Below are 18,947 nucleotides of genomic sequence, written 5' to 3' on the forward strand. Positions count from 1 at the left end.
TTTCAGGTTTCAAGTTTCAGGTTTATCAAATTTAGAAAAACTCAGAACCTTAGCCCTTTAGAATCTTAGCGCCTTGAAAATCTAACTTTTCATTAAAAAAATGTTAGAATTTTAATTTTTTGTTTTGGAAATAAAAAAATAGTGTACTTTTGCATCGATGAATAAAATAAGTTTACATATAACTTCTTTGTCACGGACAAACTCACCTGTAACTTCTCCCGAAGTACGGATACTATCTCTATAGTATTCACAGAGTTTTTCGCCGCGTATTTATTTATATTCATTTTTCATTTTGAAATCACACAATTTGTCCATTGGACAAACATATCCTAAAAGTATATATAGTATTTTGAATTTTTTAAATCAAGTTTTTGATTTTGAGAAGGTTATTTCTATTATGTCTATTTTTGTTGGATTGATTTCAGGATTTCAAACTAAACAATACGTTTTAATTTTTAACTCTAACTTCAACTATTGAAATGAAAATCTCTATTGTTGTTACTCAGGAAGAACACTTCAAATTCGCACAGGAAATTTGCGATACGATAGAATCATCTGCCTTGCTAAGAGGTACAGGGATTGCTAAAAGAACTCCTGAATACATTCAGAAAAAAATGTCGAACGGTGATGCGATGATTGCTTTGGCAGATGGAAAATTTGCAGGTTTTTGTTATATCGAAAGTTGGCAGCACGGAAAATTCGTGGCACATTCCGGTTTAATTGTACATCCGGATTACAGAAGTTTGGGTTTGGCAAAAAAGATCAAATCAAAAGTTTTTGATTATTCCCTAAAAAGATACCCTGATGCTAAGATATTTGGTATTACAACCGGTTTGGCTGTAATGAAAATCAACTCTGATTTAGGATATAAACCAGTACCATTTTCTGAACTTACAACAGATCCAAGTTTTTGGTCAGGCTGTAAAACCTGTACGAATTACGAAATTCTAAAAAGCAAAGAAAACAAAATGTGTCTTTGTACCGGAATGTTGTATGACCCAAAAGAAAAACAAAAAGATCCGCCAAGACATCCTTTTAACGAAGCTGTTTTAAGCAGATTAAAAAAAATAAAACAAGCTTTATTCTTAAGTAAAATATTGTCTTTCGGCTTTTTATCTTAAGAATTTAAATCAAAAAAGAAATCTCAAACTTGCTATATACGAAAGTATTAGCCTAAATTATAAAAAATGAAAAAAGTTGTATTAGCTTATAGTGGAGGATTAGATACCTCGTATTGTTTGAAATATTTAAAAAATGAAAAAGGATACGAAGTCCACACCGTACTTGTAGATACAGGAGGATTTGATGCAGAAGAATTATCTGCTATCGAAAAAAGAGCTTACGAATTAGGGAGTGCACAACACGCTAACCTGACAATCGTAGATAAATATTATGATAAAGCGATTAAATATTTGATATTTGGAAACGTATTAAAAAACAATACATATCCATTATCAGTAAGTGCAGAGCGTGTTTTTCAGGCTATTGAAGCCATTAAATATGCTAAAAAAGTGGGAGCAAGCGCGATCGCACACGGAAGCACAGGTGCAGGAAATGATCAAATTCGTTTTGATTTAATTTTTCAAACCATCGCTCCGGAAATTGAAATTATTACACCAATTAGAGATCTTAAATTATCAAGACAAGAAGAAGTTGATTATTTGGCTCAAAACGGAGTTCATTATTCTTGGGAAAAAGCACAATATTCGATCAATAAAGGACTTTGGGGAACAAGCGTAGGAGGAAAAGAAACTTTAACCTCAAGTAAACCATTGCCAAGTGAAGCATATCCTTCGCAATTGCAAAAAGAAGAAGAAGAGAAAGTTACTTTACATTTTGAACAAGGAGAATTGGTTGGAGTAAATGGTAAAACAGATAAACCATCAAATAATATTGTAGCTCTTGAAAAACTGGCGAATGCATACGCAATTGGTAGAGATATTCACGTAGGTGATACTATTATTGGAATTAAAGGAAGAGTTGGTTTTGAAGCTGCTGCGCCATTAATTATTATAAAAGCACACCATTTATTAGAGAAACATACCCTTGGTAAATGGCAACAATACTGGAAAGAACAATTAGGAAACTGGTACGGAATGTTGTTTCATGAAGGCCAGTTTTTAGATCCTGTAATGAGAAATATTGAAACATTTTTGCAAGACACACAAAAAACTGTGAATGGTGTTGTAACCGTTTCGCTAAAACCATATCATTTTTCGCTTGACGGAATTGAATCTGATAATGATTTGATGAATACAGGTTTTGGTCAATACGGAGAAATGAACAATGCCTGGACATCAGACGATGCAAAAGGATTTATTAAGATTCTAGGAAATGCCCAAAACATATTTTCATCTGTAAACCACTTAGATCATGATTAATATCGGAATAATTGGTGGTTCAGGCTATACAGCCGGAGAACTTATCAGAATTTTAATGTATCATCCCAATGTAAACATCGATTTTGTTTACAGTACAACCAATGCAGGTAAACCACTTTCTGTGGCGCACCACGATTTGATGGGAGATATCGAAATGAACTTTACTGATGTGGTGAATCCGAATGTAAATGTTGTGTTTTTATGTCTTGGTCACGGAAAATCTATTTCGTTTCTTGAAGAAAATAAATTCGCAAGCCATACTAAAATCATCGATTTAGGAAACGATTTCAGATTGACAAAAGACGCTGTTTTCGAAGGAAAAGAATTTGTTTACGGATTACCGGAATTGAATAAAGCTGAAATTAAAAAAGCAAATTTTATTGCAAATCCAGGTTGTTTTGCAACTGCGATTCAATTGGCTTTATTGCCATTAGCAAAAAACAATCTGCTTAAAAATGATGTTCATATTAATGCAACAACCGGAAGCACCGGTGCGGGCGTAAGTCTTGCTGAAACTTCTCACTTTAGTTGGAGAAACAATAATATGTCTCATTATAAAGCTTTTGAACACCAGCATTTGGGAGAAATCAACCAAAGCGTGAATCAATTGCAAGCTGATTATTCAGATGAATTAATTTTTGTTCCGAATAGAGGCGATTTTACAAGAGGAATTTTTGCGACTTTATATACAGATTCTGACGAAAGCCTGGAAGATTTAGTGACCAAATACAAAGATTTCTATAAAAATGAACCTTTTGTAACTGTTACAACGACAAATATCAATATGAAACAAGTCGTTCAAACCAACAAATGTATCATTAGTTTATTGAAAAAAGGAAACCGGATTTTAATCACGTCAATCATTGACAACTTAACCAAAGGTGCTTCAGGACAAGCGATTCAAAACATGAATTTAATGTTCGGGTTAGAAGAAACCACCGGTTTACATTTGAAACCAAGCGGATTTTAGAAAAAATTTGTTTCAGGTTTAAAGTTTCAAGTTCTGTAAGGACTTGACATATAAATACTGAAGCTTAATCTAGTTTCAAGTTCCAGTTTCACGTTCTACAAACAACTTGAAACTTTAAACATGAAACAAAATAAACAAAAGACAAAATGAATTTATTCAACGTATACCCACTTTATGATATCACACCTGTAAAAGCACTAGACTGCACAATTACAGATATTAACGGAGTAGAATATTTAGACTTATATAGCGGACATGGTGTAATCTCGATTGGCCATACACAACCTGATTATGTGGCGAAATTGAAAAATCAATTGGATCATTTAGGATTTTATTCTAATGCAATTCAGAACCCTTTGCAGGTAGAATTAGCTCAGAAATTAGGGAAACTTTCAGGATTAGAAGATTACGAATTATTTTTATGCAGTTCAGGAGCTGAAGCAAACGAAAATGCTTTGAAATTAGCCTCTTTCCATAACGGGAAATCAAGAGTTATAGCTTTTCATAATTCTTTTCACGGAAGAACTTCTGCAGCTGTTGCCGTTACAGACAATAAGAAAATCGTAGCGCCAATTAATGCACAGCAAGTAGTTACTTTTTTACCGCTGAACCAAATCGAATTAGTTGAAGCTGAATTGGCTAAAGGAGATGTTTCTGCAGTAATTATCGAAGGAATTCAGGGAGTTGGAGGTTTAGATGAAGGAACAACAGAATTTTTTCAGGCATTGGAAAAAGCATGTAAAAAACACAATGTTGTTTTGATTTTAGATGAAGTACAATCAGGATATGGAAGAAGCGGAAAGTTTTTCGCGTTTCAACATCACGGGATCAACGCTGATATTATTTCAGTTGCAAAAGGAATGGGGAACGGTTTTCCGGTTGGAGCCATTTTAATTTCGCCAAAATTTGAAGCAAGTTTCGGATTATTAGGAACTACTTTCGGCGGAAGCCATTTATCATGTGCTGCAGGAATTGCAGTTCTGGATGTAATGGAGAAATTGAACTTACAAGATAATGTAAACGAAGTTTCGGCCTATTTCTCAGAGCAAATAAAGCAAGTTCCGGGAATCAAACAAGTAAAAGGAAAAGGTTTAATGCTTGGTATTGAATTTGATTTTGATGTTGCAGCTTTAAGAAAAAAACTAATCATCGAAAAACATATTTTTACAGGAAGTGCCAATAACAAAAATCTAATTAGAATTTTGCCACCACTTACAGTAAAAAAAGCTGATATCGATACATTTATTGTAGCTTTAAAAGAAAGTTTAGAAGAGCTTCAGAATTAGATTTCAATATCCTAACAGGTTTTCAAAACCTGTTAGGTATATATAAGTTTCAATCAAAAAGAAGCAACCAAAAAACAACCAACTATAAATTATGAATCCATTATCAATAGAAAAACGCAATCTGGTTTTGCACTCCATGGCAAAACTGGTAGAGCAGGAGCGGAGCCAAATTATTCTTACCAATCAAGAGGATTTGCTAGCCTATGATGGCTCAGATTTAGCGATGGAAGAACGCCTGAAAGTAGATGATAAAAAAGTCGACGAGATGATTTTATCGTTAAAACAATTGGCTTCTCAGGAAGATCCTGTTGGAGTTGAGCGTTTTCATTTTGTTCATGATAACGGAATAAAAGTCATTAATAAAACGGCAGCTTTTGGTACAATTTTAATTATCTATGAATCTCGTCCAGACGTTACAATCGAAGCGGGAGGAATTGCCTTTAAATCCGGAAATAAGATTTTATTAAAGGGAGGAAAAGAGTCTTTGAGATCCAATTTAAAGATTGTTGATTTATGGCACGAGGCTTTACAGGAAAATGCAGTTTCGAAAGACTGGGTAGAGTATTTGAATTATACCCGTGCAGAAACGCAGGCTTTTTTAGAAAAACCAACTCAAAAAGTAGATTTAATTGTTCCAAGAGGAGGAGAAAAATTAATTGAGTTTGTCAAACAACACGCGACTTGCCCGGTAATTGTAAGCGGACGCGGAAATAATTTTGTTTACGTTCATAAAGATGCTGATACAGACTTGGCTTTAAAAGTAATTTTGAACGCGAAAACATCTAAAATCTCAGCTTGTAATGCAGTTGATAAAGTTTTAATAGATTCTAAATTACCAAATTTTGAAGGTTTTACAGCAATTTTAATCGAAGAATTAAAAGAGTATAATGTAGAAGTAATTGTTGATGAATCTCTGAAAAACTTTGAAGATACAGAAACACTTCAAAGCGAAGATATCTGGTACGAAGAATTTTTGGATTATAAAATTGTAATTGGAACAATTGATTCTGACGAATATGCAATTGATAAAATCAACAAATATTGCGGAGGACATTCAGCGGTAATAATTACCAGAGACGACAAAGCAGCACAGAAATTTATGGATGCTGTTGATACTGCTGCCGTTTATCAAAATGCATCGACACGTTTTACCGATGGAGGACAATTTGGTCTGGGCGGAGAATTAGCAATAAGCACCGATAAATTACATCAACGCGGACCAATTGGTTTACAGCATCTTGTAACAAACAAATGGTATGTTTACGGAGATGGGCAAATTAGGTGATTTTAGAGTTCAGATTATAGATTTACGATTTCTGATTTCTGATTATTGGAATTTAAATTTTGGAATTTATTAAAGACAAAGCTTTGCGAACTTTAGAGTTTGTAAACACAAACAATATAAAAAAACCTTGCGCACTTTGCGGTTAAAAAAACATCGGGGTTAAAATAACAACATGGGAAAAAAGCGGATTTTATTAAAAATAGGAAGTAATACCTTAACCAAAGAAACCAATCATATTTCGCGGGGAAAGATCGAGGATATTGGTATGCAGATCGCCGCTCTCAACAAAGATTACGAGTTTGTAATCGTGAGTTCAGGAGCAATCGCAGCCGCCAAGCAATTTGTGAAACTTGAAAGTAAAGGCAAAGAAATTGCGTTAAAACAAGCTTTGGCTTCGATTGGACAACCACATTTAATGAGGATCTTCCATGAAAACTTCAGCGACTTAGGCCTGTTGACTTCTCAATGTCTGCTTTCATATTCAGATTTTGAAAAAGATCAGTCGAAAGTAAATATTGTCAATACGATTAATGTGTTGGTTGAGAACAATTACATTCCGATTATAAATGAAAATGATACCGTTGCCACAGATGAGATTCGGTTTGGGGATAATGATAAATTAGCGGCTTTAACAGCAGTGCTGCTAAAAGTTGATATTCTGATTATTGCGACCAATACAAACGGAATTTATACCAAAGATTCTTTCAATGATGAATACCCTGAAACGATTAGAGTAGTAAATGATCTAAAAGTATTAGAAAAAGAAATTGGAGATTCAAAATCATCACACGGAACAGGCGGAATGCAGTCGAAAATAGAAGCTGCCGGAATTGCAAAAGCAGCCAACATCGAAACCTGGATTGTCAACGGATTAAATGATAATTTTATTTTAAAAGCATTGCAAAATGAAATTGCGTTTACAAAAATAGTCTGATTATGACGCGGATGAGGCGGATTCGCTTTGCGAAAACGCGGATAAAAACGGATTTTTATATTTGTGCTTGATTAATATGTAGTGTATTTCATTCAAATTTTTGAAATTATGAAATTATTGCATCAAGAGTTAACGGATGTCATTATTAAAACTTTTTATGAAGTTTATAATGAATTAGGATATGGATTTTTAGAAAAGGTTTATTTAAATTCCCTGTACTTGGAATTAAAAAGTAAAGGTTTAAATGTTGAAGCTCAAAGAAAAATAGAAGTTTATTATAAAGGAATTGAAGTGGGAGAATATTATGCAGATTTAATTGTTGAAAATTCAGTTATTCTTGAATTAAAAGTGGCTGATAGCATTGCTCCGGCATTCGAAAACCAAATTTTAAATTATTTAAGAGGAACAAATTGCGAGGTCGGTTTACTCCTGAATTTTGGAAAGAAACCGGAATTCAAACGGAAAGTTTTTGAAAATAACAGAAAAATTAGAAAGTAAAAAAAGAAAAAATCAGTTTTTATCCGCGTCTTCGCTTTAGCGAATCAGTTTAATCCGCGTCTAAATAACACAATACAAAAAGACATGAATTATATTTCAATACAAGATATCGACTCATTATCAAAATGGGTAAAAAGTGCGTTAAAAATCAAAAAGAACCCACTTAAAAATCAAGCCTTAGGTAAAAACAAAACCTTAGGAATGTTATTTTTCAATCCTAGTTTAAGAACGCGTTTGAGTACTCAAAAAGCGGCTATAAACTTAGGGATGAATGTTATGGTGATGAACTTCACCAATGAGGGATGGACATTAGAATTCGAAGACGGAGCCATTATGGACTCCGGCGCTTCAGAACACATCAAAGAAGCTGCAGAAGTAGTATCTCAATATTGTGATATTATTGCCATTCGTGCTTTTGCAGGTTTAGTAGACAAAGAAAAAGACTATGCCGAAACGGTAATTTCAGGATTTCTGAAACATGCGACAGTGCCAATTGTAAACATGGAAAGTGCCGTTCGTCACCCAATGCAATCATTGGCAGATGCGATTACAATGGAAGAGTACAAAACGAAACACAAGCCAAAAGTAGTGCTTTCTTGGGCACCACATCCAAAAGCGTTGCCTCAGGCAGTGGCAAATTCCTTTGTAGAAATGATGCAAATGCAAAAAGACATGGATTTTGTAATCACACATCCGGAAGGTTACGAACTAAGCCCGGAAATCACAAAAGATTGCAAAATCGAATACGATCAAAATAAAGCGTTCGAAAATGCCGATTTCGTTTACGTAAAAAACTGGAGTAACTTCAACGATTACGGAAAAGTAACCAACATAGATCCAAACTGGACAGTAACAGCCGAAAAAATGGCATTGACCAATAACGGAAAATTCATGCATTGTCTTCCTGTACGTCGTAACGTAATTGTAACTGATGAAGTTATTGATAGTGAGAATTCAATCGTAATTCAGCAAGCGAATAACAGAACGTATTCAGCACAATTAGTTTTACAAAAGATTTTAAAGAAATTGTAATAAAGTCGCTAAGGTTCTGAGTTGCTAAGATGCTAAGTTTCTTAGAACCTCAGTACCTTAGAACCTTAGAACCTTAAGAAAAATGGAAGTTACCGTAATAAAAATTGGTGGAAACATAATCGATAATCCAACCGAGTTAGAACAATTCTTAACTGATTTTTCTAAAATCGAAGGCTATAAAGTTTTAGTTCACGGAGGAGGAAAGTCAGCTACAAAAATGGCTCAAAGTATTGGTTTGGTTCCTCAAATGATTGACGGACGCCGAATTACTGATGCTCCAATGCTGGATGTTGTGGTAATGATTTATGCCGGACAAATTAATAAACATATTGTGGCGCAATTGCAGGCAAAAAACAATAACGCAATTGGTTTTTCAGGAGCTGACGGAAATTTGATTCAATCGACAAAACGAAATCACCCAACGATCGATTACGGATTTGTAGGCGATGTAAAACAAGTCAATACAAGTTTACTAAAAACATTGCTTGAAGCAGGGATAATTCCTGTTTTCTGCGCCATTACACACGATAAAAACGGACAGTTATTAAATACAAATGCCGATACCATTGCAAGCGAACTATCCATTGCATTGTCTGAAGTTTTTGATGTTACGCTAACATACTGTTTTGAAAAACAAGGAGTTTTGCAAGATTCAGAAGATGATAACTCTGTAATAACAGAAATCAATGAAGAACTTTATAATAAACTTAAAACCGAAAAAGTAATCCATTCCGGAATGATTCCCAAACTGGATAATTGCTTCAATAGTTTATCAAGAGGCGTTCAGAAAATCAAAATTGGGCATCACAAAATGCTTCAAAATCCAGATATTCCGCACACAACGATTACGTTATAAAAAGAGAATGCCAGAGATTAAAAGATTAAAATGATTTAGAAAAATCTGTAAAAATTCTTTTAATCTGTGGCAAAAAAATAGCCTTACGCAAGGCATTTTAAATATTAATTTAAGAAATTTGCGCAAATTTAGATGGTCGCAAAATTGATCAAAAGAATCAATAAAAAACTTTGTGACTTTGAGCCTTCGTGGCAGAGAACCTACACACTATGAAAAATATACAAACGCTTACAAAAGAAGCCATAGCATTATTAAAAAGCCTGATTGAAACCCCTTCATTTTCAAGTGAAGAAGACCAAACAGCACTTTTAATCGAAAATTGGTTCAATCAGAATGAAATTCCTTTTAAGAGGGAAAATAATAATGTGTGGGCTTTCAATAAATATTTCGACGAGAATAAACCAACACTTTTACTAAATTCACATCACGATACTGTAAAACCAAATCAGGCCTATACCAACGATCCTTTTAAAGCTATCGAAAAAGATGGCAAATTATTCGGATTAGGAAGCAATGACGCCGGAGGATGTCTGGTTTCTTTATTGGCAACCTTTGTTCACTTTTATGAGAATCAGAATTTATCACATAATCTTGTAATTGTAGCATCGGCAGAAGAAGAAAGCAGCGGTAAAAACGGTTTAAACAGCGTTTTAAAACATTTGCCTGAACTAGATTGCGCAATTGTTGGCGAACCGACTTTAATGCAATTGGCTGTGGCGGAAAAGGGTTTATTGGTTCTTGACGTAAAAGTAAAAGGAACAGCAAGCCACGCTGCACACCAAAATGAGGACAATTCGCTTTATAAATCAATTCCGGTAATGGAATGGTTTAAAAACTATAAATACGATAAAATATCAGATGTTTTAGGTCCTGTAAAAATGACCGTAACACAAATCAGCGCAGGAAAACAGCACAATGTTGTACCATCAGAATGTGATTTGGTAGTTGATATTCGTGTCAATGATTGTTATTCAAACACTGAAATCCTTGAAGTTGTAAAAGCCAATGTAAATGCCGAAGTAACGCCAAGGTCAATGCATTTAAACGCATCGTCTATTCCGGTTGCCCACGGTTTAGTACAAGCGGGAATCGCTTTAGGAAGAACAACATATGGATCGCCAACACTTTCAGATCAATCTGTTTTGAGCTGTCAGTCATTAAAGCTAGGACCAGGCGAAACCTTGCGGTCACATTCAGCAGACGAATTTATTTTTATCAACGAAATCGAAGAAGGGGTCGACTTGTATATCAAAATACTAACAGATTTCTTTAAACTATAATATTAATTAGGAGCTATTTCCCGCTATCCGTTCCAATCTTTTATTTTTTTAAAGAAAAAAATAAAAGGATTTCCACTGCTATCGGGGCTAGAAACACCATCAGTATAAACAATGACATTAGAATAAATTAGAAAATATGCACTTTATAAGATTTAATAATCTAGGAAGTCTAAAAATCTAAATAATCTAAGAAGTCTAAAAATCTAAGTTATGAAACTTTGGGAAAAAGGAATACCAACAGACAAACAAATCGAGCATTTTACAGTAGGAAACGATCGTGAACTTGATTTGGTTCTCGCAAAATATGATGCTTTAGGTTCTATTGCACACGCTAAAATGCTTGGGCAAATTGGTTTATTGACTCAGGAGGAAACTACTTCTTTAGTAGATGCTTTAAACGAAATCATAGCTGATATTGTGATTGGAAATTTCGAAATCGAAGACAGTTTCGAAGACGTACATTCCAAGATAGAATATTTATTAACTGTAAAATTGGGCGATGCAGGAAAGAAAATCCATACGGCGCGTTCTCGTAACGATCAGGTCCTGGTAGATGTTCACTTATATCTTAAAGATGAATTAAAAGCTTTAAAAGAACAAGTAAAAACATTGTTTGATTTATTGATGGAATCTGCAGAGAAACATCAAAATGTTTTATTGCCGGGATATACGCATTTGCAAATTGCCATGCCATCGTCATTCGGAATGTGGTTTTCTGCTTATGCCGAAAGTTTTATCGATGATGTAACGATGTTAAATGCAGCTTTAAAAATTGTAGATCAAAACCCATTAGGTTCAGCTGCAGGATACGGAAGCTCGTTCCCAATCAACAGAACTTTTACAACCCAGGAATTAGGATTTGAAACCTTAAAATTTAATGCAGTTGCAGCTCAAATGAGTCGCGGAAAAGCAGAAAAAACAGTCGCATTTGCAATGAGCAGTGTTGCAGCAACTTTGTCAAAATTTGCTATGGATGTTTGTTTGTATATGAGTCAAAACTTTGATTTTATCAGTTTGCCGGCACATCTTACAACAGGATCCAGCATTATGCCGCACAAGAAAAATCCTGATGTATTTGAATTAATCAGAGGAAAATGCAACAAGATTCAGGCGCTTCCTTACGAAATCACCTTAATCACGAATAATTTACCAAGTGGTTACCACAGAGATTTACAGCTTTTAAAAGAAGGTTTGTTTCCAGCGCTTCAAAACCTAAAGGCTTGTTTAGATATTGCAATTTTCTCCGTAAAAGACATTACAGTAAAAGATAATATTCTAAAAGATAAAAAATACAATTATCTGTTTACAGTAGATACACTAAACGAAATGGTAGTTGCCGGGATGCCGTTTAGAGACGCATATAAAGCCGTTGCAGAACAATTGGAAGCCGGAACATATCAATCTCCTAAAGAAACCAAACACACGCACGAAGGAAGTATCAATAATTTATGTTTAGATGCTATCAAAGATAAAATGAAAGCAGCTTTTTAAAAGTATTTTCAACAACAAAAAAGCCGATTTGTACTTGATACAAATCGGCTTTTTTGTATAAATAAGTTTTAATTAGCTTTTATTATTGCAGGAACTGGATATTATACCTGCAGCACTTACCTGAAGTGTTGCCCCCGCGCCACAAGATGTATTGGCTACATATTCTTCTACTTTTCCAAGAGGAATAGTGGTGTAGCTATAATCCGGTTTATTTACTGGTGTACCAAAATCCATTGGAGCTTTACGACAATTAGAGAATGCGATTCCAACAGTTCCACCATCTGTACTGATGTAGTCTCTAAACACTTTATCTACTTGTGCAAAATCAGTACCTTCAACATAACAAGTTGCATTTTTAACACCTCCGCCTAAACCAATAGCCAAAGAGCCAGATTCTGACGTGTTATAGTAGCAATTCAGAATATGAATTTCTGCATTTCGGGCACGAGGCATTCTTTGTTTGCAGCCGTCTGCCCAGTAACAATTTTTAAAAGTGATGCTATAATGACCATCAGCCGGAAAATCATTTTTACCTGAGCCAATGAGATCACTAAATCTATGATCATCAGCTCCGCCTGAACCACCGGATTTTGGTCCTTTTAAATACGTAAATTTACACCACGAAATTGTCACATTATCTGTTTTTCCCTTATTGTCATAATTCCCGTCCTGACCATCCTGAAATTCACAATGATCTACCCAAAGATTCCTGCAATCTGCTGTCAAATTATCCTGTCCGTCAATATCATAAGCACCAGGGCCAATAAAAATTAAATTTCTTATAATGACATTATCAGAACCCGACTTCAAGTATAAAATTCCTGCTCCCGGGTTCGATTGGTTTTCATTTACAAGCCTTGCGCCCGGTAATCCTATTATTGATTTATTAGTCACTATTTGTTGGATAGGTTTTCCGCCGGGAATTGTAATTGTTCCTGAAATTAAAATTACTTCTGGTGAATTTGATTTAATTTTTGCCAGCAAATCATCGTAAGACGTCACTGTAACAGGAGTTGCAGTTCCTCCTCCGGTAGTTGCGGCACCAAAACCTTCCGGCGATTGCATACAATAGTTTTGAGCAAAAAGATTAGTTATGCTCAATAGCAGAAAGAGTAAAAAGAGATTTTTTTTCATTTTATAAGTTAGTTTTTGTGGTTTTTTTTATTTAGATAGTTAAATGTAATCGATTACACGAATTTAGTTTAATAAAGTTTATAAACAATTGTTTTGCAAAAATATTACATTGACATTTGATTAAAGTAAAATGAAACAATGTTTTAGTAAGTATATTTTTACTCTTAAGGCCCTGTTCAAACAAAAAAAAGACTATTTTTGATTTGTACGTTTACAAATATAAATATGAATAAATTTGATGATCAGGCTACTAAAGCGCTCTTGGAGAGAAATCTTATAACAGAAAATCAATATGAGGAAATAACGTCCTATCGCAATTTGAATATTTTCTCGCTAAATGCAGAATTGAAGTTGTTTCTTTATTTGTCCGTTTTATTATTTACTTCAGGAATTGGAGTTTTAATTTATAATAATATTGACAGTATTGGGCATATTGCAATTCTTTCACTATTGTTAATTGTTATCGTAGTTTGCTTTTATTTCTGTTTTAAAAATTCAAAAGGATTTCAAAAACAGGAGACTGCATTCGAACATCCGGTTTTAGAATATCTGGTTTTAGCAGCTAATATTCTAACATGTGTTTTTATAGGCTATTTGCAGTTTCAATATGAAGCTTTCGGAACTCATTATGGTTTAGCGACATTAATTCCAACTGTCGTCAGTTTCTTCTGCGCTTATTATTTTGATAATAAAAGTGTTTTAGCGATTGCAATCACTGGTTTGGCAGCCTACGTAGGACTTTCGGTTACTCCTCAGGATTTACTAAATAACAGTCGTTTTTATTCAGGACAAAGTTTAGGTTATTCTGCAGTTATGTTAGGTGGATTATTGATTTTGTGGACCATTTATAGTTCAAAAATTCAGTTAAAAACACATTTTAAGATTATCTACCTCACATTTGCATTGCATATAATAAGTATTGCGTCAATCAATAATTTAATATATTATTATTACGGTATTTGGATCGTTTTTGCATTCATTTTAGCTGGTTCTTCTTTCTACTTTTATAAAGTAAGTCATCAAATGAAGGCAATGTCATTGTATGTATTTATGATCATTTACGCTTATATTGGTCTAAATATCTTTTTGTTCAGGCTTTGCGAAGCTGTCGATTTCTCTGATTTTTGGCAATTATTAATTTTAATTCTTCCTGTATATTTTATAGGTTCTATAATAATGTTTATAAAATTGATTAAAACCTTCAATAAAGAAATTGCAGCATGATAGTATACGATAAAAATTTATTAGATAATTTGACTTTAGTCGAAGAAGCAAATTCATTAGAGGCAGCTGGATTTATCAGCAAGGAACAAAAAGTTTTTATAAAAAAAGAGTTGCCGGCTTTTAAGAGACAAAGTAATATTTTAGTTCGGATAGGATTTTTTCTCTTGGGAGCATTCTTGTACCTTTCAATATGTGGTGTAATTGCATTAATGGGATTTACTACTAATGAACATTCTTTTTCTGAAATTTGCTGTTATCTTTTTGCTATTGTTGGCTTTGCAGGAGCGGAGTTTCTTGCCCAGCAAAAATACTACGAACATGGTTTAGACGATGCTTTTATTTTGGGAGCTCTTTTAAATGTAGGAGTTGCTATTGCTATAACTACAGAGGGCTATGAAATACAAGTTGCAATTTTTGTTGCCGTAGCTTCTTTTTTTATGTACAGAAGATATTTGCATTTATTGTCTTTATTGGTTTTCTGTTTGGCGGCGTCAGCAGTTTTATTTTACGGAATGTTTGAGCTGGGCAGCATCGGAGAAATGATTTTACCATTTGCAGCTATGTTAATCTCGGCAGGTTTTTACTTTTTTACTAAAAGAATACTTAACAATCTAAAAGAAAGTTATTATTGCAAAGGTCTTTTATTAGCCAATACCTTCTGTTTGGTATTGTTTTATCTTTCTTGTAATTATTTGGTAGTAAGAGAACTTTCTATTGATTTTTTAGGAAGTGAAGTACGTCCTGGAGAAGATATTCCTTTTTCTTTTTTCTTTTATGCTTTTACCTTTATTGTTCCGGTTTTATATTTGATTCAGGCTTTAAAGACAAAGGATAGAATCATGCTTTGGATTAGTTTTTTAGCCATAGGTTTTTCCATCTATACAATCCGATATTATTACTCTGTTTTACCAATAGAAGTAGCATTAACCCTTGGCGGATTAGTTTTATTTGCGCTGGCTTACTTTTCGATTAGAAAACTAAAAGATAATGAAGCAGGATTGACATTTAAACCGGACAGAATTAATAATTCTTATGCAATTTTAAATGCCGAAGCTTTAATTGTTGCCTCAGCATTTGGCATGAAGCCAGAAGCAAAAGCTCCAGATTCGCCTATGAATTATGGTGGTGGTGGATTTAGTGGAGGAGGTTCAGAAGGAACTTTTTAAGGAAACAAAATTTCTCACATATTTAATGATTTTAAAAACATTTGAATATGTGAGAAAAATATTATATCTTAGCTTTTAATGCCACAGCATCAATATCACTGTGAGAAACATCATAAACTGCCTTTCCATTTCTGATGAGAATTAGTTGCGGGGATTCATGATATACATTAAATCTGCTTGCAATTTCGTTCGAAATATCTCTATGTGCGATCAAATCGAGAAAATAAGCATCAACAGTATCATTTAAATCAAATTCACGTTCAAATTGTTTCAAAGCCATTCGGCTAATGCTGCATCGTGTACTGTGTTTGAAAATGATAACCGGCTTTTCATTTGAAATGGCTGCAATTTCCATTAATTGTGCTATATCTGTTAATTCGGTCCAGTTTACATTACTTTTTGGAGAGTCTGTATTGTCTGAATTTCCGAAGATTGAATTTAAAAAACTCATATTTTGACGTGTTTAATGACTTTTTGGCGTTAAAAATGAGTTAAACATCAATGTTTAATGCCATTTTGTCTGTTTTTTTAGTATGGAATATAATTTGAATAATCTGAAGCAAAGTTATATCATTTTAAGTTAAAAATTTAACCCAATAAATCGTAATTTTAATGATATCAAATAGTATAACTGATAATCAACCATAAATCGTATACATATGAACATAAATAAATTTACAACCAAGTCGCAGGAAGCCATACAGCTATCACAGCAATTGGCACAACGCAACGGACAGCAGCAAATAGAAAACGAACACATTTTTAAAGCTATTTTTGAAGTAGATGAAAATGTAGCTCCTTTTATTTTGAAAAAACTAAATGTAAATGTTCCGTTGTTTTTACAAATACTAGACAGTACAATTCAGAGCTTTCCTAAAGTTTCCGGAGGTGATATTTTACTTTCCAGAGATGCAAACAAAGCGTTGAATGAAGCAGAGATTATAGCTGAAAAAATGAACGATGAATATGTTTCTATCGAACATTTAATTTTGGCAATCTTCGATTCAAAAAGTAAAGTTTCTCAGATTTTAAAAGATCAGGGAGTTACAGGAAAAGGGCTTAAAGCTACGATCGAAGAACTTCGCAAAGGTGAACGAGTTACATCAGCTTCTGCTGAAGAAAATTATAATTCATTAAATAAATACGCTAAAAACCTAAACGAATTAGCACGTACAGGAAAATTAGATCCTGTTATTGGACGAGATGAAGAAATTAGACGTGTTTTACAAATTTTGACACGTCGAACTAAGAATAACCCAATGTTAATTGGTGAGCCCGGAGTGGGTAAAACTGCAATTGCCGAAGGTTTGGCGCGAAGAATCGTTAATGGTGACGTGCCGGAAAACTTAAAGGATAAAATTGTGTTTTCGCTTGATATGGGTGCATTGATTGCGGGTGCAAAATTTAAAGGGGAATTCGAAGAACGATTAAAATCAGTTGTAAAAGAAGTTACAGCTGCCGAAGGTGATATCGTTTTGTTTATAGATGAGATTCATACACTTGTAGGTGCAGGTGGAGGAGAAGGCGCTATGGATGCTGCCAATATCCTAAAACCGGCATTGGCTCGTGGAGAGTTAAGAGCGATTGGAGCGACGACTCTGGATGAATACCAAAAGTATTTTGAGAAAGATAAAGCGCTTGAACGCCGTTTCCAGAAAATTATAATTGATGAGCCGGATACAGAAAGTGCGATTTCAATTTTACGTGGAATCAAGGAAAAGTATGAGACACACCATAAGGTTCAGATAAAAGACGAAGCGATCATTGCAGCTGTTGAGCTTTCTCAACGTTATATTACCAATCGTTTCCTACCGGATAAAGCGATTGACTTAATGGATGAAGCTGCTTCTAAATTACGTATGGAAATCAATTCAAAACCTGAGGAATTAGATGTTCTGGATAGAAAAATAATGCAACTGGAAATTGAGATTGAAGCCATAAAACGTGAGAAGGAAGAAAGCAAGCTCAAAGTTTTAGGAATGGAACTGGCTAACCTGAAAGAAGAACGAAATGAAATCTACGCGAAATGGAAATCTGAAAAAGATGTGGTAGATGGAATTCAGGCAGTAAAATTAGAACTTGAAAACTTTAAGAATGAAGCTGATCGCGCAGAACGTGATGGTGATTACGGAAAAGTAGCCGAGATTCGTTACGGAAAAATAAAAGAAGCGCAAGAGCGTCTTGAAGTTTTACAAAAACAAATACATGAATACCAATCCGGACATTCTTTGATTAAAGAAGAAGTGACCAGAGAAGATATTGCCGAAGTTGTTGCAAAATGGACAGGTATTCCTGTGATGAAAATGCTGCAGACTGAGAGAGAAAAATTATTGCATCTTGAAGATGAATTGCACAGACGTGTAGTAGGGCAGGAAGAAGCCATTGAAGCCGTAAGTGATGCCGTTCGTAGAAGTCGCGCAGGTTTACAGGATATGAAAAAACCAGTTGGAACGTTCTTATTTTTAGGAACAACTGGAGTGGGTAAAACAGAGCTGGCAAAAGCCCTGGCCGAATATCTTTTTGATGATGAAAATTCGATGACGCGTATTGATATGAGTGAGTACCAGGAACGTCACAGTGTGAGTCGTTTAGTAGGTGCGCCTCCAGGATATGTAGGTTATGACGAAGGAGGTCAGCTGACTGAAGCCGTGCGTAGAAAACCGTATTCTGTAATCTTATTAGATGAGATCGAAAAAGCGCATCCTGATACTTTTAATATTTTATTACAAGTGCTGGATGAAGGTCGTTTGACAGATAACAAAGGTCGTCTGGCCGATTTTAAAAATACAATTATCATCATGACATCCAACATGGGAAGTCAGATTATACAAGAGAAATTTGAGAATTTAAAAGGAGGTATCGAAGCTGCAACAGAAGCTGCAAAAGCTGAAGTTTTAGGATTGTTGAAACAAACAGTTCGTCCGGAATTTATAAACCGTATCGACGAAATTGTAATGTTTACACCTTTAACAGTTGAGAATATTTCTAAAATTGTTAGTTTACAGCTTAAGAGTGTTACAAAAATGCTTGCCTTACAAGGTATTGTCATGGATGCTACACCAGAAGCTATCAAATATTTATCAGACAAAGGTTATGACCCTCAATTTGGTGCAAGACCTGTAAAACGTGTGGTACAAAGAGAAGTGCTGAATCAATTGTCGAAAGAAATTTTGGCAGGAAAGATTACTACAGACAGCATCATTTTATTAGATGCTTTTGATGGGCAATTGGTTTTCAGAAACCAGACTCATAATCATCCACATACTGAAGAATAATTTATTTGGTTTTTAATATTAAGGAAGAGGTTGTCTGAAAAGACGACCTCTTTCTTTTATTATACTAGTAGATTTACAGAGTGTTTCTTGAAAAATGTAAATTTGGGCTAAAATGGTCTTCTATAAACTTTTCTA

General features: G+C 34.3%; 16 protein-coding genes. 14 read left to right on the plus strand and 2 right to left on the minus strand.

Annotation, left to right across the window (positions count from 1 at the left end; all coding sequences use genetic code 11):
* Positions 1 to 479 precede the first annotated feature (479 nt).
* From NJT12_RS17305 to argH, 11 genes are all read left to right on the plus strand, one after another.
* Positions 480 to 1,121 carry a GNAT family N-acetyltransferase gene (locus tag NJT12_RS17305; RefSeq protein WP_072963976.1) on the plus strand — a complete coding sequence of 214 codons (642 nt, stop codon included), beginning with the start codon at positions 480 to 482 and terminating at the stop codon, positions 1,119 to 1,121.
* Between the two features lie 66 nt (positions 1,122 to 1,187).
* A complete protein-coding gene (locus NJT12_RS17310; RefSeq protein ID WP_271337183.1) occupies positions 1,188 to 2,381 on the plus strand; it encodes an argininosuccinate synthase in 1,194 nt (397 codons plus the stop codon).
* A complete protein-coding gene (gene argC / locus NJT12_RS17315) occupies positions 2,374 to 3,351 on the plus strand; it encodes an N-acetyl-gamma-glutamyl-phosphate reductase (RefSeq protein WP_271337184.1) in 978 nt (325 codons plus the stop codon). Before NJT12_RS17310 ends, argC begins: the two co-directional genes overlap by 8 nt.
* Before the next feature lie 146 nt (positions 3,352 to 3,497).
* Positions 3,498 to 4,637, plus strand: a complete 1,140-nt coding sequence (locus NJT12_RS17320) for an aspartate aminotransferase family protein (RefSeq protein ID WP_271337185.1) — start codon at positions 3,498 to 3,500, stop codon at positions 4,635 to 4,637.
* Between the two features lie 91 nt (positions 4,638 to 4,728).
* Positions 4,729 to 5,922: a glutamate-5-semialdehyde dehydrogenase gene (locus NJT12_RS17325; protein ID WP_271337186.1), complete on the plus strand. Its 1,194-nt coding sequence runs from the start codon at positions 4,729 to 4,731 to the stop codon at positions 5,920 to 5,922.
* Between the two features lie 172 nt (positions 5,923 to 6,094).
* Complete coding sequence (proB, locus tag NJT12_RS17330) at positions 6,095 to 6,856, plus strand: glutamate 5-kinase (protein ID WP_271337187.1); 762 nt, start codon at positions 6,095 to 6,097, stop codon at positions 6,854 to 6,856.
* Between the two features lie 108 nt (positions 6,857 to 6,964).
* Entirely contained in the window at positions 6,965 to 7,354 is a 390-nt protein-coding gene (locus tag NJT12_RS17335) for a GxxExxY protein (protein WP_271337188.1), read from the plus strand.
* A gap of 84 nt (positions 7,355 to 7,438) precedes the next feature.
* Positions 7,439 to 8,386, plus strand: coding sequence for an N-acetylornithine carbamoyltransferase (locus NJT12_RS17340; RefSeq protein ID WP_271337189.1), 948 nt, complete (start codon positions 7,439 to 7,441; stop codon positions 8,384 to 8,386).
* Between the two features lie 82 nt (positions 8,387 to 8,468).
* Positions 8,469 to 9,242: an acetylglutamate kinase gene (gene argB, locus NJT12_RS17345; RefSeq protein ID WP_271337190.1), complete on the plus strand. Its 774-nt coding sequence runs from the start codon at positions 8,469 to 8,471 to the stop codon at positions 9,240 to 9,242.
* A gap of 209 nt (positions 9,243 to 9,451) precedes the next feature.
* A complete protein-coding gene (locus NJT12_RS17350; protein ID WP_271337191.1) occupies positions 9,452 to 10,522 on the plus strand; it encodes a M20 family metallo-hydrolase in 1,071 nt (356 codons plus the stop codon).
* 210 nt (positions 10,523 to 10,732) lie between these two features.
* Positions 10,733 to 12,013 carry an argininosuccinate lyase gene (argH, locus tag NJT12_RS17355; protein WP_271337192.1) on the plus strand — a complete coding sequence of 427 codons (1,281 nt, stop codon included), beginning with the start codon at positions 10,733 to 10,735 and terminating at the stop codon, positions 12,011 to 12,013.
* A gap of 72 nt (positions 12,014 to 12,085) precedes the next feature.
* On the opposite strand, the gene NJT12_RS17360 is transcribed toward argH, so the two are convergent.
* Entirely contained in the window at positions 12,086 to 13,147 is a 1,062-nt protein-coding gene (locus tag NJT12_RS17360; RefSeq protein ID WP_271337193.1) for a pectate lyase family protein, read from the minus strand.
* Positions 13,148 to 13,372: 225 nt separating this feature from the next.
* Here NJT12_RS17360 and NJT12_RS17365 point away from each other — a divergent pair, with 225 nt between their 5' ends.
* Positions 13,373 to 14,371 carry a DUF2157 domain-containing protein gene (locus tag NJT12_RS17365; RefSeq protein ID WP_271337194.1) on the plus strand — a complete coding sequence of 333 codons (999 nt, stop codon included), beginning with the start codon at positions 13,373 to 13,375 and terminating at the stop codon, positions 14,369 to 14,371.
* A complete protein-coding gene (locus tag NJT12_RS17370; RefSeq protein ID WP_271337195.1) occupies positions 14,368 to 15,537 on the plus strand; it encodes a hypothetical protein in 1,170 nt (389 codons plus the stop codon). Before NJT12_RS17365 ends, NJT12_RS17370 begins: the two co-directional genes overlap by 4 nt.
* A gap of 61 nt (positions 15,538 to 15,598) precedes the next feature.
* Here NJT12_RS17370 and ytxJ read toward each other — a convergent pair whose 3' ends face one another.
* Entirely contained in the window at positions 15,599 to 15,988 is a 390-nt protein-coding gene (ytxJ, locus tag NJT12_RS17375; protein ID WP_271337196.1) for a bacillithiol system redox-active protein YtxJ, read from the minus strand.
* 208 nt (positions 15,989 to 16,196) lie between these two features.
* Between ytxJ and clpB the strand changes: the two genes are divergently transcribed.
* Positions 16,197 to 18,812 carry an ATP-dependent chaperone ClpB gene (gene clpB, locus NJT12_RS17380; RefSeq protein WP_271337197.1) on the plus strand — a complete coding sequence of 872 codons (2,616 nt, stop codon included), beginning with the start codon at positions 16,197 to 16,199 and terminating at the stop codon, positions 18,810 to 18,812.
* Positions 18,813 to 18,947 lie beyond the last annotated feature (135 nt).

Origin of the sequence: Flavobacterium azizsancarii, assembly GCF_027980145.1 — a bacterium.
Taxonomy (GTDB): Bacteria; Bacteroidota; Bacteroidia; order Flavobacteriales; family Flavobacteriaceae; genus Flavobacterium; species Flavobacterium azizsancarii.